The organism is Spiroplasma endosymbiont of Colias croceus (assembly GCF_964020095.1).
Lineage (GTDB): Bacteria > Bacillota_I > Bacilli_A > Mycoplasmatales > VBWQ01 > Spiroplasma_E.
The window spans coordinates 1,688,577-1,706,357 of record NZ_OZ026536.1 but is presented as its reverse complement, the minus strand read 5'-3'; the positions used below and the strand labels follow the sequence as shown (position 1 = coordinate 1,706,357).

Sequence of the window (17,781 nt, the reverse complement as noted above, 5' to 3'; positions counted from 1 at the left end):
GTAAGCCTTCGCATTCCCAACCTTAGCTCTTGGGCTTTTTTATTTCAAAATTAATTTTACTAAATGTTCTACTTTATAATATTAAAAATTATTATTAAAATTTTTCTGGTGCATTATCAATTAACATTTGAATAATTTTAGAGTTACTATAACCTTGTTTATTTCATTGATTTAATTTTTTGATATGACCACTATGTAAATAAAAAGTTTTTAATCCACCTGATTGTTCTTTATTTTTGTTATTTTTTAATAACAATTTTTCTTTATTAAAATTTAATTTTATTTCATTTTCATTTAATCGGCTATCATCTAAATCAATTTCGGTTGTTTTTCTTAATTTCTGAGCTCTTTGCGCTGCTTCTTTAGTTTTATATAATTCTTCTTTACTGCTTAATTCATCAAAAATATTTTTCATATCATTTATTCTGCTTACAATTAATTACAACATATATTATAACATGTTATTATTAGTACTACTATTATAATTATTTTTATAACTAGTAATTATAATATTTTTTTGTTAAATAATTCTTGAACTATTTTTTCTATAGGATTACCTAAATTTACAATTGATTTATTTTTTGAAAGTGTTTTATTATTGTTTATGGCATTTTTAATGATGGCATATTCTCTCAAGGTATTTTCTAGAACAATATCTGAAAATTCACGGTTCATAAAATCTACAATTTGTTTACTTGCTGATTTGTTTTCTAAACGATTTAAAATAATTGTTCTAATTGTGTTTTTTATTTCAAAATCATGACAAATTCCAGATCAATCAGAAATTAAATTCATAATGCCTTTTACAGAATATCTACTTTCATCACAAATTAAAATAATTTCATCTGAAATTAATAACATATTTTGATTTATTAAATTTAAACTAGGATTAGTATCAATTAATATATAATCATAATTATTTTTTAATTCATTAAAAAACGGTGTAATATTTTTAAATAAAACTTTTTGTTTAATATTATAATTTAAAATTAAATTATTAATCTCATCTAAATCAATATTCGAACTAATTATCTCTAAATTTTTAATACTCGTTTTTTTAATTATTTTAAATAAATTAAATTTATTTTTACTAAAGACATATTCCGTAATTAAATTTTTTAAAAGTCAATTAATAATTTTAAAATTTATTTTATAATTTTGTTATTAACAATAAATTTAGAAAAGTGTTGATAAAAATGATTTTTGAAAATTTAAAAAAATTAAAAAATGAAGAATTTTATAGATATTTTGGTATAAAACGTTTTCATTTTAATGAAATGTTAGAAAAATTAATTGAAATAGAAAAATTAGAAAAAAATAAAGGTCGAAAAAATAAACTTTCAGTAGATGAAAGATTAATGATGACTTTATTATACTGAAAAGAATATTATACTTTTTTTCAAATGAGTATTAAATCTAAAATGAGCCCATCAAGTTGTTTTCGAAATATTACTTGAGTAGAAAATAAACTTAGTAACCACAAAGATTACCAATTTTTAAAAGAAAGATATAAATTAAAAATTGATAAAAAACAAGAAAATTCAAATGAATTTCAATTTTATTTAATTGATTCAACTGAGATTGAAATTGAAAGACCAACTAAAAAAAACTACAGTTAGAATATTTTTCTGGTAAAAGTTGAATGTATTCTATAAAATTTCAAATTGTATATGATTTTTTTAATAAAAAAATTGTTGATATTTTTGCTGATAATGGTAAAGTGCATGATTTTCAAATATTAAAAAATTCAAATCTTGAATTTTCAGAAAAAACAATAATTATTGGTGATTTAGGATATCAAGGTATACAAAATATTTATAAAAATACAATAATACCAATTAAAAGAACTAAAAATAAAAAATTAACTAAACAAGAAAGAAAATACAATAAGATTGTATCTAAAATTAGAATTAAAGTTGAACATGTCTTTGCTTGATTGAAAAGATTCAAAATTTTAGTAAATAAATGTAGAAAATCTAAATTTAGACTTATGTACTTAAGATTTAACTTACTTTGTGAAATTTTTAATAAAATAAAACCATTAAAATAAAAAAATATTAAAAATATTTTTTTAAAATTTAAATTTTTATCGAGTTAATATAAAAATATTATTAACAATTTTTTGTTTAAAATGTAAACTCATTTTTTAAACTATTTTTTCAAAAAATATTTATTTCTATATTCAATAACACTAAATAGTTTTAAAACAATTTTATTGACAATTAATTAAATTTAATTACGGAATATGTCCGATGTCTAGAAGAGGTAATTCTTGTGATAATGGTGCTACTGAATCTTGATTTGGAACAATGAAAACAGAATTTCTATATCAAATTCTAAGAAAAAACAGAACTATTGAATGAATAAAAGAAAATTTACCCAAATATATTTACTTTTATAATAACGATAGACCTCAAATAAAATTAAAAGGAATGAGTCCAATCGAATATCGATTAGCTCATTCCAAATCAACAAATAATTACTTCATATCTACAAATTTAACACTTACAAACACTATTTTATAAAATTTAATAAAAGGTTACTTTAATTGTCCACTTTTCTTGACAAATTCATCCTTTGAAAATAAGTGAAATAAACAATATCCTCAAATTGCTAAATCTTGATATAAAAATTGAGATAATTTAATGGTTTTTATTAGTTATCCTACAGAAATCAAAAGAGTGATTTATACAACAAATGCTATTGAATCTGTAAATAGAATAATATGAGAAAAGTATGACGTAATGTTTGAAAAGAAATATTAACTTATTATTGTGATGGTGATTTAACTAAGACAATTAATTCCGAAGAGTTTAAAGAATGACAGGATAAATTTATCGAAAATTGTGAATCATTAATTGAAAAATGAAAAGGTAAAGAAAAATATAAATTTATATTAGATACTTGTAAAAAATTATGTGAGATTGTCAAAAGTTTAGTAAATGATGTATGTAGTGATCATGAATTTCAAAGAAGTGAATCATTAGACTTCTTGCAAAACTATGATATTAATCACATTTTTTAAGTTTAAAAATTTATTTTAATAACACTTTTAATATTTTTTAAAAATTATTGTTCAAAATATGTTTTATTTTTTGTCATTAAAATACAACAAAAATTATTATTTCAAATAAAAAAATAAAATATTAAATTATCAAATATATTTAAATTAATAATTGTAAATTATAAATTGAAGCTATTAAATTAAATCTTAATGCAAATTTTTTTCTTCTATTTCGATATTTTTCACTAATAATTTTAAATTTTTTAAGAATCGCAAAAACATGTTCAATAACAACTCTCATTTTTGAAATAGCCTTATTATTTTTCTTTTCTTCTTTAGTTAAAGGGTTTTTCTTTGATTTTCGTTTAGGTAATAAGACATTTTTATGTATGTTTTGTATACCTTGATATCCTAAATCTACTAAAATAGTTGTTTCTGATAAAAATTTCGTTTTTGAATTTTTTAAAATTTTAAAATCATGATTTTTACCATAAGAAAAATAAGAACTTATAATTTTTTTACTATCTTTTTCAATTATGACTTGAGTTTTTATTGTATGTTTTTTTTTCCTGAATAATATTGTTTTTGACTTTTTTTGGGCGTTGAATAGTACTTTCAGTCACATAAATGATAACTGTTTTATCTTTAAAATTATTATTTAACAGTGATTTTTGCCCATCAAGTTGTTGAAAATCAGGATGTTTTATTAAAGTATTTTCTATTCACTTGATATTCCTATAGCAACTACTTTCACTAATTCCATAACTTTTAGCAATATGAAAATAACTTCGATACTCTCTTCAATATTCTAAAGTCATTAATAAACGATTTTCTAATGATAATTTATTAGGTGTACCACCATTTTTAAACTTTTTTACTTCTTCTGTCTTTAAAATTTTTAGAATTTTATTAAAAATAATATCATTTATACCAGTTAATCTTAATAATTCTGGATTGTTAATAGTTTTTAATTTATCAAACATCATAGATTACCTATCTTTTTTATTTTTAATTTTATTTTAAAAATTAAATTTTTAATAGATAGGTTTTGCAAGAAGTCTATTAAATATTATTGGTAATAATATATTTTTACAAGCAAATATTGCTAAAGAAAATGGGTCTACTGATTTATCAAATAATAATTGAAAAGAAGAAATTAGAAGAGACTCAAATCACTTAATGCCAAAAACTGAAAAACCTTGTTGAAGAAGATATGTAATTAGAAGATAATTAGTAAAAAAATAAATATATATTTAAATAAATTAAAAAATAAGTTTTAACCCCTTGTTATTTTTTACTTTTATATGCTATTATTGTATAGGTAACGGCTCGGTAGCTCAGTTGGTAGAGCATTCGCCTGAAGAGCGAAGTGTCAGTGGTTCGAATCCGCTTCGAGCCACCATTATTTAAAATATAGGCAATTAAGCCTTTTTTTAATTATTTTTCTTAGATTTAGGTTTAAGTTAAAATTTTAGGTATAATAGTGTCATTAGCAATTTTAAACAATTAATAATTCTAGAAAGAAGGGTATTAGTGTCTAAAATTTTAGTTTTAAATAATGCGAAAATAATTAGCATTAAGAAAATAATAAATAATGGTTTTTTAGTAATTAAAGATAATTTAATTTTCCAAATTAATGAAGGAAAGTATAATTATGAATTTCAAGATGCTCACGTTATTGAATGTCATAATCAAACAATAATACCTGGTTTTATTGATTTACATGTACATGGAGGTTATGGCTATAGTTTAATGGATGGTACCATTGAATCAATTAATAATTTTGCAAAATTAGTTCCAAAAGAGGGAGTAACAAAGTTTTGTTATGCAACAGTTACTGCCAGTAAAAAAGAAATTGATAATATTCTTTCAGTATTTGCTAAGTATATGAAAACAGAAAATAAAGGTAACAAGGCACGAATTATTGGTGCATATTTAGAAGGACCTTTTATCTCAGAATTACAAAAAGGAGCACATACTCCGTCATTACTTCATGTTCCTGATCTTAATTTAGTAAAATCTTGAAATATAATTAGTAACAAAAATTTAAAATTTATTGTTTATGCTCCTGAGATAGATCCTAATTTAAATAATAAAAATTCAAATTTTATTTCTTCATTAATTAAAAATAATATTATTCCTAGTGTTGGTCATAGTAATGCTACTTTTAAAGAAATAACTAAAACTATTGAATATGGTTTAACGCATATTACCCATCTTTATAATGCAATGAGTCCCTATAATCATCGCGATCCTGGTGTTGTTCCAGCATCATTATATTATGATCAATTAGTTACTGAGTTAATTTGTGATGGAATTCATGTTGATATTGATATTTTAGCAATAACATATAAAATTAAAGGTGCCGATGGAATTTGTATGATTACTGATGCCATGAGTGCAAAGGGACAGCCTGATGGTAAGTATTTATTGGGACCATTACCTGTCATTAAAAGTAATAATAAGGTTACTGTTGAAGCAACCAGAAAATTGGCAGGCAGCATTGCAACAATGATTGCTGGTTTTAAAAATTTATTAAAAATTACTAATAATAATTGACAAGATTGCATCAAAATGGCCTCTTATAATAGTGCTAAACAAGTAGGAATTGCAAATAAAACGGGTAATATTGTTATTGGTAAATTAGCAGATATTATTGTATTAACTAAGAATAATGATATTTTTTTAACAATATGCGAATGAAAAATTGCGTATCAACAAGAATAAGTAAGTAATGTAAGGGGTTTTTAAATTATGAAATTAATTATTTTAAAAGATAAAACTGAGGTTGCTCAATTATTAAGTAAAATTATTATTGATATTATTAAAGTTAAACCAAATGCTATTTTAGGATTAGCAACAGGAAGTAGTCCAATTGAAACATATAATTTATTAATAGCAGATGCAAAAAATAACAAAAGAGATTGATCAAAAGTTGTAACATTTAATTTAGATGAATATGTTGGTTTAACTCCAGATCATGTAAAAAGTTATAGTTATTTTATGAATCATCAATTATTTAATCATATTAAAAGTCTTAATTTAAAAAATACGTATGTTCCTAAAGGTATTGGTGATTTAGACCAAAATGTGGAAGAATATGAAAAATTATTAAAAGAAAAAGGACCAATTGATTTACAAATATTGGGTTTAGGTACTAATGGTCATATTGCTTTTAATGAACCAGGTACTCTTGGAAGTAGTAAAACACATGTTGTTAATTTAACTAAAGAAACAATTGAAGCTAATAAAAGATTTTTTTCTAAAGTTGAAGATGTACCAACCAAAGCTGTTACGATGGGCATTCATACTATTTTACAAGCTAAATTGATTGTTTTAATTGCTACAGGAACTAATAAAGCACAAGCTATTCGAGAGTTAGTTGAAGGTAAAGTTTCTCCAAATTATCCATGTACTTTTTTACAAAATCATGATGATGTTACAATTATTATTGATGAAGAAGCAGCAGCATTATTAAAACCAACTATATCAAAAAAAAATTAACTTAAAGGAGAAACAAATGGAACGTAAAAAGATTATTATTGGAAATTGAAAAATGTATAAAAATATAGAAGAAACTCAATTTTTTTTAAATGAATTTAATAAATTAATAAAAACTAAAAATATTAAATATGATTATGGAATAGGAGCTAGTTTTACTAATTTACCCTTATTAAAAATGAACAAAACTTCTACTTTAATTATTGCAGCTCAAAATTGTCATTATGAAACCGAAGGTGCATATACTGGTGAAATTTCAATTAAGATGCTAAAAGATATGATGGTTAGTCATGTTATTATTGGTCATTCTGAACGCAGAATGTATTTTAATGAAGTAGATGAAACAATAAATAAAAAAATACATTCACTATTTAATGCTAATATTATACCAATTTTATGTTGTGGTGAAACTTTAAACCAATATGAAAATAAAGAAACTAATGAAGTAATTAAAAATCAAATTAAGTTAGCATTAAAAAATATTAAAACAGAAAATATTGCTAAGTTAGTAATTGCCTATGAGCCAATATGAGCAATTGGTACTGGTAAAACAGCAACAGCTCAACAAGCCCAAACGGTTTGTAAAATGATTCGTGAATTTATTAGTGAATTATATAATAAAAATGTTGCAGAACAAGTACGTATTCAGTATGGTGGTTCAGTAAAACCCGATAATATTAAATTAATACTTTCTGAACCCGACATTGATGGTGCATTAGTTGGAGGTGCTTCATTAGTACCACAATCTTTTTTTGATTTACTAATTTAACTCTATTTAAATTACTAATAAAAATAAGGAGTTAACTAAACATGGAATTATCAAAGATACAAATTAAAAGTATGTGAACAAAACTAACAAAAAAAATTAAACATCGTGCCTTTCCGGCAACCACTTTTGTCAATGCTTTTAGGAATAAGTCAGAAATTTTAGCATTGTTTAGTAAAAATGGTGAAGACACTAATCAATTAGAACAAATTGGCTTTATTATTTGTACTAAAACTATTTTTGCTCCTAGTAGTGATAGTATTGTTAGTGACAAAGGTATTATTACTAATGAATATTTTACTGGTGAAGTAATTGATGTTAATAATACTCTTATTCCTAATACTTATATTCATTTAGTTAATGTTAATAGTGGACCAATCGTTATTAACGATATTCCATTGTATTTAACTATCAATGAAAGTCATCATCAATCATTAGTTAATAATAAAATTGGTGCTAAATTATTTACAAATAGTTTGATGAAACAATTAAATTATAAAACTTCTAATTTTAGTTCTATTTCTATTACTGAACAAAATTTTATTGTTGCTCTTAATAATTTAAAGATAAATAGAAAACAAATATTGCAAAGTGAATTTATCATTAATTCTTTATTAGAACAAAAATTATCATTAGAACAGTTAATTTTATTGCAAAATAAAAAAGAATATAGTTATTTAAAAAAATTTAATGAAGTTGAATTACAAGAAATTATTAATTTGCAAAAAATAGCAGTTGTTGCTATTAAAACTAATAAAGATCAGCGAAAAATAACATTAATAGCAGGTAATAAACAACGAATTGAAAACTTTTTTATTAATGCTAAAAAACCAATCATTATTGCTATTAATGCTATTAATAAAAAAATTAGAGCAATTAATCAGCCCGAAAATATTCAACCAATAGCACCGATAACTAATATTACTAATTATCAAGATTTATGACAATTACAAAAAATTCATAAAGAACTATTGAAGTCATTTTCAAAATGGCGGATAGTATCTCAAGATATATTAGAAAATTTATCACAGACTTTTCCTTATGGTTATTATTCAGAAGTCATTGATAATTTGAAAATTACTCATTATTCTTTTAATAATGATTTATTAGATTATAATTTAATGGAAATTAAAGGACACAATTTATTAGCTAATAGTAGTAATACTATTTTATTTCTTTCTAATAATATTAGTGATAATCCTAGTATGGTTATTTTATTAAGTGAAAATTTAAAATCAATTTGTGATTTAAAAACAATAATTACTAAAATTACTAAAAAGCAATCTATTAAAATAGTCTTTAAAAAAGATATTGTTATTTTGAGTACTGTTCATTATCAATGTATTACTGATTTTATTACTAAAATGATTACTATTTTTAAATCTGATAATTTTAAACATCAGTTACAAGTTATTAAATAAAATATGAGGTGAAATTTATGAAAACAAAACAACCAATATTACTATGTATTTTAGATGGTTTTGGTATTGCAAAATCTAGTTCAACTAATGCTATTAGTTCTGCAACAAAACCTAATTTGGATTATTTATTAAAAACTTATCCGCATACTGAAGTTTCAGCTTCTGGCCTTGCAGTTGGTTTACCAGAAGGACAAATGGGCAACTCTGAAGTTGGACATTTACAAATTGGTGCCGGTAGAGTAATTTATCAGTCATTAACATTAATTAATAAGTCAATAAATGATAAAACATTTTTTAAAAATGAAACAATATTGTCAGCAATTAATCATGCCAAAAAGAATAATAGTAATGTTCATATTATTGGTTTACTAAGTGATGGTGGAGTACATGCTCATATTAATCATATTTTAGCATTATTAGAAATTGCTAAACAACAAAATTTTAAGAATGTTTATGTTCATGCTATTTTAGATGGTCGTGATACAAAAGCTGATATTTCTAAAATTTATATTGAACAGTTATTAAAAACTATGAAACAATTAGGCATTGGTATGCTTGCTACTATTTCAGGAAGATATTATGCTATGGATCGCGATAAACGTTGAGATCGTTTAAAAATAGCATATGATGTAATAGTTAATCATGAAGGTGCTTCATTTATTGATCCTATTGCTTATGTTAATGCAGAATATAGTGCTGGTCGTAATGATGAATTTATTATGCCTGCTTATAATTCTGAAATTAATAATGGTAATATTAGGAATAACGATAGCATTATTTTTGCTAATTTCCGTCCTGATCGTGCAATTCAATTAGCATCAGCATTAACAAATAATAAATATGATTTTAATATTAGTATGAAAATACCAACATTAAAAAATACTTTTTTTATTTCAATGATGGAATATGCTAAAAGTGTTAAACCACAAGGTGTTATTTTTCCACCTATATCAATGCTTGATGCTTTAGGGGAATGATTAAGTAAAAATCAATATCATCAATTACGAATTGCTGAAACTGAAAAATATGCACACGTAACTTATTTTTTTGATGGTGGTGTTGATGTTGAATATCCACTATCAACAAGAATTTTAATTCCTTCACCAAAAGTAGCAACTTATGACTTAAAACCAGAAATGAGTGCTCGCGAAATTACTACTCGTTTAGAAAGTGAAATTTCTAAAAACATATATGATGTTATGGTTTTAAATTTTGCTAATCCTGATATGGTTGGTCATACTGGTGTTTTAAATGCTGCCATTGATGCAATTGATGTTATTGATGAATGTATTGGAAAATTGTTTCAAGCAATGAAAAAAGTGAATGGTATTTTAATGATTACTGCTGATCACGGTAATGCTGAAATCATGATTGATAAAGAGGGTAATCCTAATAAAAAACATACATCGCAACCAGTACCATTTATTATTTGTAAAACAGGATTAAAATTAAAATCAGGTGGTTGCTTAGCAAATATTGCTCCAACGCTATTAGACGTTTTGGGTTTAGTTAAACCAACTGTTATGACCAGTGAGTCTTTAATTATTAAATAAAAATATATTGATTTTTCTTTTTATTGATAAGTGCTTGTTTTAAGAATATAAAAGTATTAAAATACAGGCATATGAATTAAATATAGTGTTTCCCCTTTTATTTTTTTAAATAAATATAAGGGGTTTATTATATTTAGTTCCTATATTATTTTAGAAATCTATACATTTATTAAAAATTATGGAGGTAAAGTATGCCATTATCAGAAACAGTAGAATATCAATATCGAGAACTTAATGACTTTCTACAAAAATCATTAAGTTGTAAAAAAGATGAATCATCACCCAATATAACTTTAAATAGTTTGGAAGTTAAGATTGATGATATAAAAACACAATTAGATAGTAGTTTAAAAGAATATATTATTGAACTTGTATATGTAGATGAAAAGGGACGTTTAGTAAAAAATACTAATGATGAAAATGTTAGTATTATTCAACAACCACCTTTAGCAATTAATAGTGATCAATTACAACAACTAGTAATAGTAAAAGAAAAATTAGATAGTTCTCTAGTACATTTATATCGAACTAAAAAAGAAAATGATAAGATTATTCTTGAATATTTAGGTAAAAAAGAATTACCGGCATTATTATTAAAAACTCAATCAGAATCCAATAATTTAAATAATGAAGAATATAAAGAAGAGTTAGATGATCTTAATGTTAATATTATAAAAAGATCTGAAGAGCCTATGAAATTATCATTTGCTGAAAATGGAACGTGTTATTTATTTATTGATAATAAAAACAAAACAATTGTTCCTGTAGATGTAAATGATGCTAAGGAATTTAAAAACTTTGTAGCCAAAAAATGTCCTCGTAATGGTAGTATAAATATTGAAGTTGATAAAAATGGAAAGATTTTGTTTGCATATATTATTGATAACCAGACTCATAAGAGGAAAGATATAAAAATTGATGAAAAATTAATTGATACTCTTGAAAGAGTAATTAGTACAGCCTCTTCTTTACATTCACAACATTTACAAAATAATTCTGTTGCACCTAAAAAAGAAGTACAAAGTAATAATTTTTTTCCTGCAAAGGAAATTAATGGTACTGAAGCACCATCAAAACCAGTAGAACAAAATGTTAAGTCAGTTTTATCTACACCAACACCATAAATGTAATAATTAAAGGAGAAAATATAAAAATGCCACTAATGGAAAATTTTAAATGATTTACAAACATTATGAGAAGTATATATCAATCAGAAATAAGTGATTTTGAAGATATTGCTATTGAAGTAGAGGATGACCTATATTCAAAAAAGAATATACTTAATATTTTGAAGAATTCTTCTTTCAATATTAATCCATTAAAAGTAAAAAAAATAGTTAGTTTAAATCAAGATGGAAAATTTGTTGTTGATAGTGGTTCATTAGTTAATACTATATTTATTAGTGATGAATCATTAATTCAAAATGATCAAAGTATATTTAAAAAAGACCAATTAGTTTTCGTTGAGGATGAAACTGACAATACTAAAATTAAAGTATATAAAATTTTATTTGATGAATCTGAAGGTGAAATAAGACCTGAATTAGGATTATTAGGAAGTATAAATTTATTAAAATTTAATGAAATTTTTATAAATTCTGGACTGTTTAAAGAAAATGATGTTTTAATTAATCAAAAGATTAAAAGTTTATTAGATACTCCACAGTTGCGAAATCCATTTGAACAACCAAACCCAGTTTGAGATGTGGAATACTATAAAATTAATGATTATTCTTCAAATAGTACAATGATCGAAGATTTTAAAAAACATTTAAATTTAGTGAATGTTGAAAAAGACTATTTTATTTATTGTCAAGGAAATGAAATTTTTATTAAAAATGTTACTGATCCAAATGATACTTTTATAATCTCAACAACTGCTCAAAGTATTACTGATAATGATATTTTTTATTTAAATAAAAAGATTAACGAAAATGGAGAAATTTTTTGAGAAAGCTATAAAATAACAAAAAAACCTGTTCTAGGACGATTATATGATAATGTAAAATATCAAGCACATAAAGTTAAATTTTTAACCGACCAGCAATTTGATGATTTAAAAGCATTAAGTACTCCTCCAGAATTAGGATTTACTATAGAACCAACAAATAATATTGGATTAGCATCTGTTATTAAAGCAGAACAAGAAGAAATTGATTTAGATGCTATGCTTTTTTTACTTATTGTACCAGAAGTATTACCAGAAGATTTACCTGAACCTTTACCGATTACAAATAATATCACTGAAACATTACAAAATAATAGCATAGAAGGTTTGTATAGTTTAGTAATAGAAGATGGTAAAATAAAAATATCAGATGCTAAATCAGATCCAGAAAATGTAATTTTTGAACAAGAACTTTCTCTGGATAATAAAAAAATATGAAATAATATAGAAGTTGCTAGTAAGTATCAAAAAGTATACTTTGCAAAAAACCCAAGTAATAATTTAGTAGAAAAATGAGTAGTTATTGCTGATCAAAATCAACTACAATGTATTGGAACACTTTCTTTATTAGAGTTAAGAAAAAGTTTTGCAAATAATAATTTATTTCCTAATGGATTAAAGGGTATTCACTGTGGAGAAAATGGATCACAAGTTAAAGTGGCAAGAGCTGCTGCTGAACAGGTAATATCACCAAAACCATCAGCTACAAAATTATCTCCAGTTATCGTTAAAAATGTTATTAATTTAAAATGAGATGATAGTAGAGAATTATGAGATTTAAACATAACAACTGATGAGCAAACATTGGATAAAAAATTAAAATTAGAAAAAGATGAAAATGATATTTTGAAAAATTTAATAGATAAAAATAATAATGCAAATACTGTTATTTTATTTAATAAGTATGATGGAAAATTTTTAAGAGCATATTATTTTGATGAAAATAATAAAAAAGTAAATTGCTCTAATAAGTTAAGTGATGAAGATAAAGAACAACTTAGTATCATAAATCAGAAAGCAAAAGTAAGAGTATCAGAAACAAGAACAGTAAGACCAATACCTGATTTAAAATCAAACTTATTTTCAAAAAATATTAAAACTTTTAATTTTAATATTTTTAATGGAAAATGTTATGTTTTATGTAATGATGAACTTGGAATTCCATTAAAAGCAGAAGTGAAACTTAGTCCTGAACAAATTCGTGCATTATCATATTTAACTAAAAATGAAGTTGATTTTTCTTTAACTTTTGATAAAGATGATAATTTTAAAAGTATAAGTTATATCTTTTATAGAGATGAAGTAAAACAAAATGTAACTATTAACAGAAAAGATTTATCTAATGGTAATAATTTTAATCAAAAAACGATTGAAACTGATGAATTAATGAAAGCAATAATTACTGCTCTTAATAATCCTGAAAGTTTAATACCAGAGGATGATGGAGTAACTCCAAAACCATGAAATAGTGATACTGCTGCTAAAGTTAATGATACATCATCACCAAGTAGTACAACTCAACATTCACAACAACAACAAATGTAATTAAATCATCATTATTTTAGAAGCACAAATAAAAAATATTTGTGCTTTTTTGATTCTAAACAATATTTTTTTCTGTATAATAATTAGTGAAATATTAAAGAAAGAAGGAATTAACAAATATGTCTTGCATTATTGATATTAGAGCACTACAAGTAATAGACTCAAGAGGAAATCCAACTATTCAAGTTGAATGTTGAACTGAAGATGGTGGATACGGGATTGCTTTAGTGCCATCAGGTGCTTCAACAGGTACTAGAGAAGCTTTAGAACTACGAGACAAAGATACTAAAGTTTATGGTGGACTTGGTGTTATGAAAGCTATTAAAAATATTAATGAAAATATTGCCGAAGCCATTATTGGTTTGGAAGTTACTAATCAAAGATTAATTGATCAAACAATGATTAAGTTAGATGGAACAGAAAATAAAACAAAATTAGGTGCCAATGCTATTTTAGGGGTATCATTAGCAGTTGCTAAAGCTGCCGCTGATGAATTATATGTGCCCTTATATACATACTTAGGTGGTACTAATGCTTGTCAGTTGCCAGTCCCAATGTTAAATGTAATTAATGGTGGTGCTCATGCTGATAATAATATTGATTTTCAAGAATTTTTAATAATGCCAGTTGGTGCTAAAACATTTTCAAAGGCAATCCAAATGGCTGCTGAAACTTTTCATGCTTTAAAAAGTATTTTAAAAGGTAAGGGTTTAGTTACTGCAGTTGGTGATGAAGGTGGTTTTGCTCCTAATTTAAAATCAACTGAAGAAGCATTAGATTTAATTGTCGAAGCTATTAAAAAAGCGGGTTACACTCCAAATAAAGATATAAAAATTGCTATGGACTGTGCATCATCAGAGATTTATAAAAATGGTAAATATGTTTTTGGCAATAAAGATGGTAAAAGTAAAAATACTGAAAAATTATTAACTTCAGCGCAACTAGTAGATTATTTAGTTGATTTAACTAAAAAATATCCAATTATTTCAATTGAAGATGGTTTGGCTGAAGGTGATTGAGAAGGATTTAAATTATTATTAGAAAAATCAGAAGGTAAATTCCAAGTTGTTGGTGATGATTTATTCGTTACTAATCCAAAAATTATTAAAGAAGGAATTATTAAAAACGTTGCTAATTCAGTATTAATTAAACTAAATCAAATTGGAACATTAACTGAAACTATGGAGGCTATTGAAATGTGTCAAAAAGCTGGGTGAACAGCAGTAGTATCTCATCGTTCTGGGGAAACTGAAGATACAACGATTGCTGACTTAGCAGTAGCTTTTAATACTGGACAAATTAAAACAGGTTCAATGTCAAGAACTGATCGTGTTGCAAAATATAATCGTTTATTAACAATTGAAGCCGATTTAGCAGATCAAGCTAAATTTTTAGGTGACGATGTATTTTATAATATTAATTAATTAAAATCATATTTTATGGTTAAATTTACTGATATCCTTTTTAATTTTAAACAAAGTATAATAATTATCACTAAAATAATGTAATTAGAAGAGAGGATGACTAAATATGCAAGAATTAAATAAAAGAAGAATTGGAATCTTAACTTCTGGTGGTGATTCACCAGGTATGAATAATGTTATTAATGCAGTATATAAAACTTTTCGTGGTATAAATCATGAAAATAGTAAAATTGCTACTGCTGATAAAAGACCATTTGAATTAGTTTTAATAAAAAATGGTTATAAAGGAATAATGACAAATGACATTCACGTTATTGATAACAATTGAGCAAATTTAATTGATCTAGGAACTGAGATGGGGGGAACAATCATTGGGTCTGCTCGTTTTAGAGAATTTGAGCAAGAAGAAACTCGTAAAAAATGTATTGAAATTTTAAAATCTAAAAAAATTGAAGGTTTAATTGCTATTGGTGGTGATGGCACATATAATGGTTTGCAAAAATTAAGTAATGAAGCAGCTATTCAATGTGTGGGTATTCCAGGTACTATTGATAATGATATTAGTTCAAGTGAGTTTACTATTGGTTTTGATACCGCTCTTAATACAATTGTTGAAAATCTTGATAAAATTCGTCAAAATGCTAATTCTCACGGAAGAATTATGATTGTTGAAGTAATGGGTCGTAATTGTGGTGATCTTGCTCTTCACAGTGCTGCTGCTGCAAATTGTGATTTAGTTGCAACTAAAGATTTAGGAATTGGAGAACAGTCATTGATTGATATTATTAAACAGTTGTACACTAAAAAACAACGTCGTTCATTAGTAATAGTAGTAACTGAACGTCAATATGATGTTAATAAAATAGCTAAAATCATTGAAAAGGATACTGATTGTGAAACAAGAGCAGTAATATTGGGTCAAATTCAACGTGGGGGAACACCAAGTGCATTTGATCGTTATTTAGCAACAATGATGGGTATTTTTGCTGCTGAAAGATTTGCAAATAGTAATAAATCTAGTATTTGTATTGGATTGCAAGATAATAAATTAGTAGCTATTGAAATTCAAGATGCATTAAACACACCTTCAATAAATAAAAATAACGTTGCTAATAAAATTTTACGTTTGTCAGGAGTTATTTTTAAAAAAAATACTTAATAAAAAGAGGTGAATAATTTGATATCAATTATAAAAAAAACTAAATGTGTAACTACTTTAGGACCTGCTTCAAATTCTGCTGATGTTATTAAACAACTAATAGAAAATGGCTCAATTTGTGGGCGTTTAAATTTTTCTCATGGTACTCATGATGAACATTTCGCAAGGGTTTTAATGATTAGAGAAGTATCTAAACAATTAAATGTACCAGTTGCTATTATGTTAGATACTAGAGGTCCAGAAGTTAGAACACATACCTTTACAAAAGGTAGTGTAGAAATCAAAAAAAATGAAATTATTACGATAATTGATAATAAAGAGATTATTGGTACTGCGGATAAGTTTTCTGTAAATTATGGTAATTTAGCAAAAGATATTAAAGTTAATGATAATTTACTAGTAGATGATGGTAAATTATCATTAAAGGTTACAGCGGTTAAAGACCATACTGTTATTTGTCAAGCTTTAAATACACATACTATTAAAGATCGTCGTGCTATTAATATTCCAAATGTTAAATTGTCTTTACCTTTTATTTCTGAAAAAGATAGAGCAGATTTAATTTTTGGTTGTCAGCAAAAAGTAGATTATGTTGCTGCATCATTTGTTTGTTCAGCAGCTGATATTAAAGAAATCCGCAAAGTTTTAGATGATAATGATGGTAAACATATTCAAATCATTGCTAAAATTGAATCACAATTAGCAGTTAATAATTTTGATGAAATTTTAAAAGAATCAGATGCTATTATGGTTGCTCGTGGTGATTTAGGAGTTGAAATTCCTTTTGAAAAAGTTCCTTTTTTAGAACGTGAATGAATTAAAAAATGTCTTACTGTTAACAAACCGATAATTGTTGCTACGCAAATGCTAGATTCAATGATAGATAACCCTCATCCAACACGTGCTGAAGTTACTGATGTTTGGGTTGCTATGGATTGGGGAGCAACATGTACAATGTTATCGGGTGAATCTGCTAATGGTAACTATCCTGTGTTATCAATTGCAACAATGAGTAAAATTCTTGTTGATGCTGAAAGTCATCAAGAACAGAGTAAAATTGCTACTGATTTATTGCATACAAAAGATCAATTGGTTGCTAAAACTATTAAAAAAATTATTGAAGAAAAACCACAATATTTAATTACTAATAGTCAAGATAGTAATTATATTAGAACTATTGCTAATGCTCATTTGCCAGTTTATATAATTCCTATTGTTAATAATGTTATTGATTATAATAAATTTGCAATAAACTTTGGAATTTATACTTTTTTAGCAACTGAAGGAATTCCAGTAGAATTAAGTAATTCTTCGCAATTAGTTAAAAGCATTAGTAGCACTTATATAATCCCTACTAAATCAAAAGTATTAGTAGTAGATATTAATAATAATACTAATCCTTTTACAACTTTTATTGTTAAATAACCTAGTACTACTGAGGTAAATTAGAAAAGGAATTA

16 protein-coding genes, 1 tRNA gene and 2 pseudogenes are annotated in these 17,781 nt (G+C 24.7%); 16 read left to right on the top strand and 3 right to left on the bottom strand.

The features are described from left to right. Positions 1-94 precede the first annotated feature (94 nt). A complete protein-coding gene (locus AACL24_RS10585; RefSeq protein ID WP_339046711.1) occupies positions 95-415 on the bottom strand; it encodes a hypothetical protein in 321 nt (106 codons plus the stop codon). An 89-nt stretch (positions 416-504) separates the two neighbouring features. Continuing rightward, the gene (locus tag AACL24_RS10580; RefSeq protein ID WP_339049442.1) at positions 505-1,110 is read right to left on the bottom strand and encodes a ParA family protein; all 606 of its coding nucleotides are present in this window, start codon (positions 1,108-1,110) and stop codon (positions 505-507) included. Positions 1,111-1,196: 86 nt separating this feature from the next. Between AACL24_RS10580 and AACL24_RS10575 the strand changes: the two genes are divergently transcribed. The 5 genes and pseudogenes from AACL24_RS10575 to AACL24_RS10555 all read left to right on the top strand — a co-directional run bounded on the left by AACL24_RS10575 (position 1,197) and on the right by AACL24_RS10555 (position 3,025). Continuing rightward, on the top strand, positions 1,197-1,619 hold the full coding sequence (locus AACL24_RS10575; protein WP_339046709.1) for a transposase family protein: 423 nt from the start codon (positions 1,197-1,199) through the stop codon (positions 1,617-1,619). 23 nt (positions 1,620-1,642) lie between these two features. Continuing rightward, positions 1,643-2,050: a transposase family protein gene (locus AACL24_RS10570; RefSeq protein ID WP_339045908.1), complete on the top strand. Its 408-nt coding sequence runs from the start codon at positions 1,643-1,645 to the stop codon at positions 2,048-2,050. Between the two features lie 202 nt (positions 2,051-2,252). Next, positions 2,253-2,525, top strand: coding sequence for an IS3 family transposase (locus AACL24_RS10565; protein WP_339046707.1), 273 nt, complete (start codon positions 2,253-2,255; stop codon positions 2,523-2,525). A 69-nt stretch (positions 2,526-2,594) separates the two neighbouring features. Then, positions 2,595-2,726, top strand: a pseudogene (locus AACL24_RS10560) (transposase); the annotation flags it as partial. After that, the gene (locus AACL24_RS10555) at positions 2,726-3,025 is read left to right on the top strand and encodes a hypothetical protein (protein WP_339046705.1); all 300 of its coding nucleotides are present in this window, start codon (positions 2,726-2,728) and stop codon (positions 3,023-3,025) included. The pseudogene AACL24_RS10560 and the gene AACL24_RS10555, both read left to right, overlap by 1 nt. Before the next feature lie 139 nt (positions 3,026-3,164). Here AACL24_RS10555 and AACL24_RS10550 read toward each other — a convergent pair. Beyond that, positions 3,165-3,990: pseudogene (locus AACL24_RS10550) on the bottom strand (IS5 family transposase). A gap of 340 nt (positions 3,991-4,330) precedes the next feature. On the opposite strand from AACL24_RS10550, the gene AACL24_RS10545 reads away from it, so the two are divergent. From AACL24_RS10545 to pyk, 11 genes are all read left to right on the top strand, one after another. Beyond that, a tRNA-Phe gene (locus AACL24_RS10545) sits at positions 4,331-4,406 on the top strand. 131 nt (positions 4,407-4,537) lie between these two features. Further along, on the top strand, positions 4,538-5,731 hold the full coding sequence (nagA, locus tag AACL24_RS10540) for an N-acetylglucosamine-6-phosphate deacetylase (protein WP_339046703.1): 1,194 nt from the start codon (positions 4,538-4,540) through the stop codon (positions 5,729-5,731). A 27-nt stretch (positions 5,732-5,758) separates the two neighbouring features. Beyond that, positions 5,759-6,508, top strand: a complete 750-nt coding sequence (nagB, locus tag AACL24_RS10535; RefSeq protein ID WP_339046701.1) for a glucosamine-6-phosphate deaminase — start codon at positions 5,759-5,761, stop codon at positions 6,506-6,508. Between the two features lie 16 nt (positions 6,509-6,524). Continuing rightward, on the top strand, positions 6,525-7,274 hold the full coding sequence (gene tpiA / locus AACL24_RS10530) for a triose-phosphate isomerase (protein ID WP_339046699.1): 750 nt from the start codon (positions 6,525-6,527) through the stop codon (positions 7,272-7,274). A gap of 41 nt (positions 7,275-7,315) precedes the next feature. Beyond that, entirely contained in the window at positions 7,316-8,692 is a 1,377-nt protein-coding gene (locus tag AACL24_RS10525; RefSeq protein WP_339046697.1) for a hypothetical protein, read from the top strand. Positions 8,693-8,709: 17 nt separating this feature from the next. Then, complete coding sequence (gpmI, locus tag AACL24_RS10520; protein ID WP_339046695.1) at positions 8,710-10,245, top strand: 2,3-bisphosphoglycerate-independent phosphoglycerate mutase; 1,536 nt, start codon at positions 8,710-8,712, stop codon at positions 10,243-10,245. A 191-nt stretch (positions 10,246-10,436) separates the two neighbouring features. Further along, positions 10,437-11,369, top strand: coding sequence for a hypothetical protein (locus AACL24_RS10515; protein ID WP_339046693.1), 933 nt, complete (start codon positions 10,437-10,439; stop codon positions 11,367-11,369). 38 nt (positions 11,370-11,407) lie between these two features. Further along, positions 11,408-13,738 carry a hypothetical protein gene (locus AACL24_RS10510; RefSeq protein ID WP_339046691.1) on the top strand — a complete coding sequence of 777 codons (2,331 nt, stop codon included), beginning with the start codon at positions 11,408-11,410 and terminating at the stop codon, positions 13,736-13,738. 119 nt (positions 13,739-13,857) lie between these two features. Next, positions 13,858-15,162 carry a phosphopyruvate hydratase gene (eno, locus tag AACL24_RS10505; RefSeq protein ID WP_338957874.1) on the top strand — a complete coding sequence of 435 codons (1,305 nt, stop codon included), beginning with the start codon at positions 13,858-13,860 and terminating at the stop codon, positions 15,160-15,162. Between the two features lie 106 nt (positions 15,163-15,268). Next, complete coding sequence (locus AACL24_RS10500; RefSeq protein WP_339046689.1) at positions 15,269-16,321, top strand: ATP-dependent 6-phosphofructokinase; 1,053 nt, start codon at positions 15,269-15,271, stop codon at positions 16,319-16,321. An 18-nt stretch (positions 16,322-16,339) separates the two neighbouring features. Beyond that, on the top strand, positions 16,340-17,746 hold the full coding sequence (gene pyk, locus AACL24_RS10495) for a pyruvate kinase (protein WP_339046687.1): 1,407 nt from the start codon (positions 16,340-16,342) through the stop codon (positions 17,744-17,746). Positions 17,747-17,781: the final 35 nt, after the last annotated feature.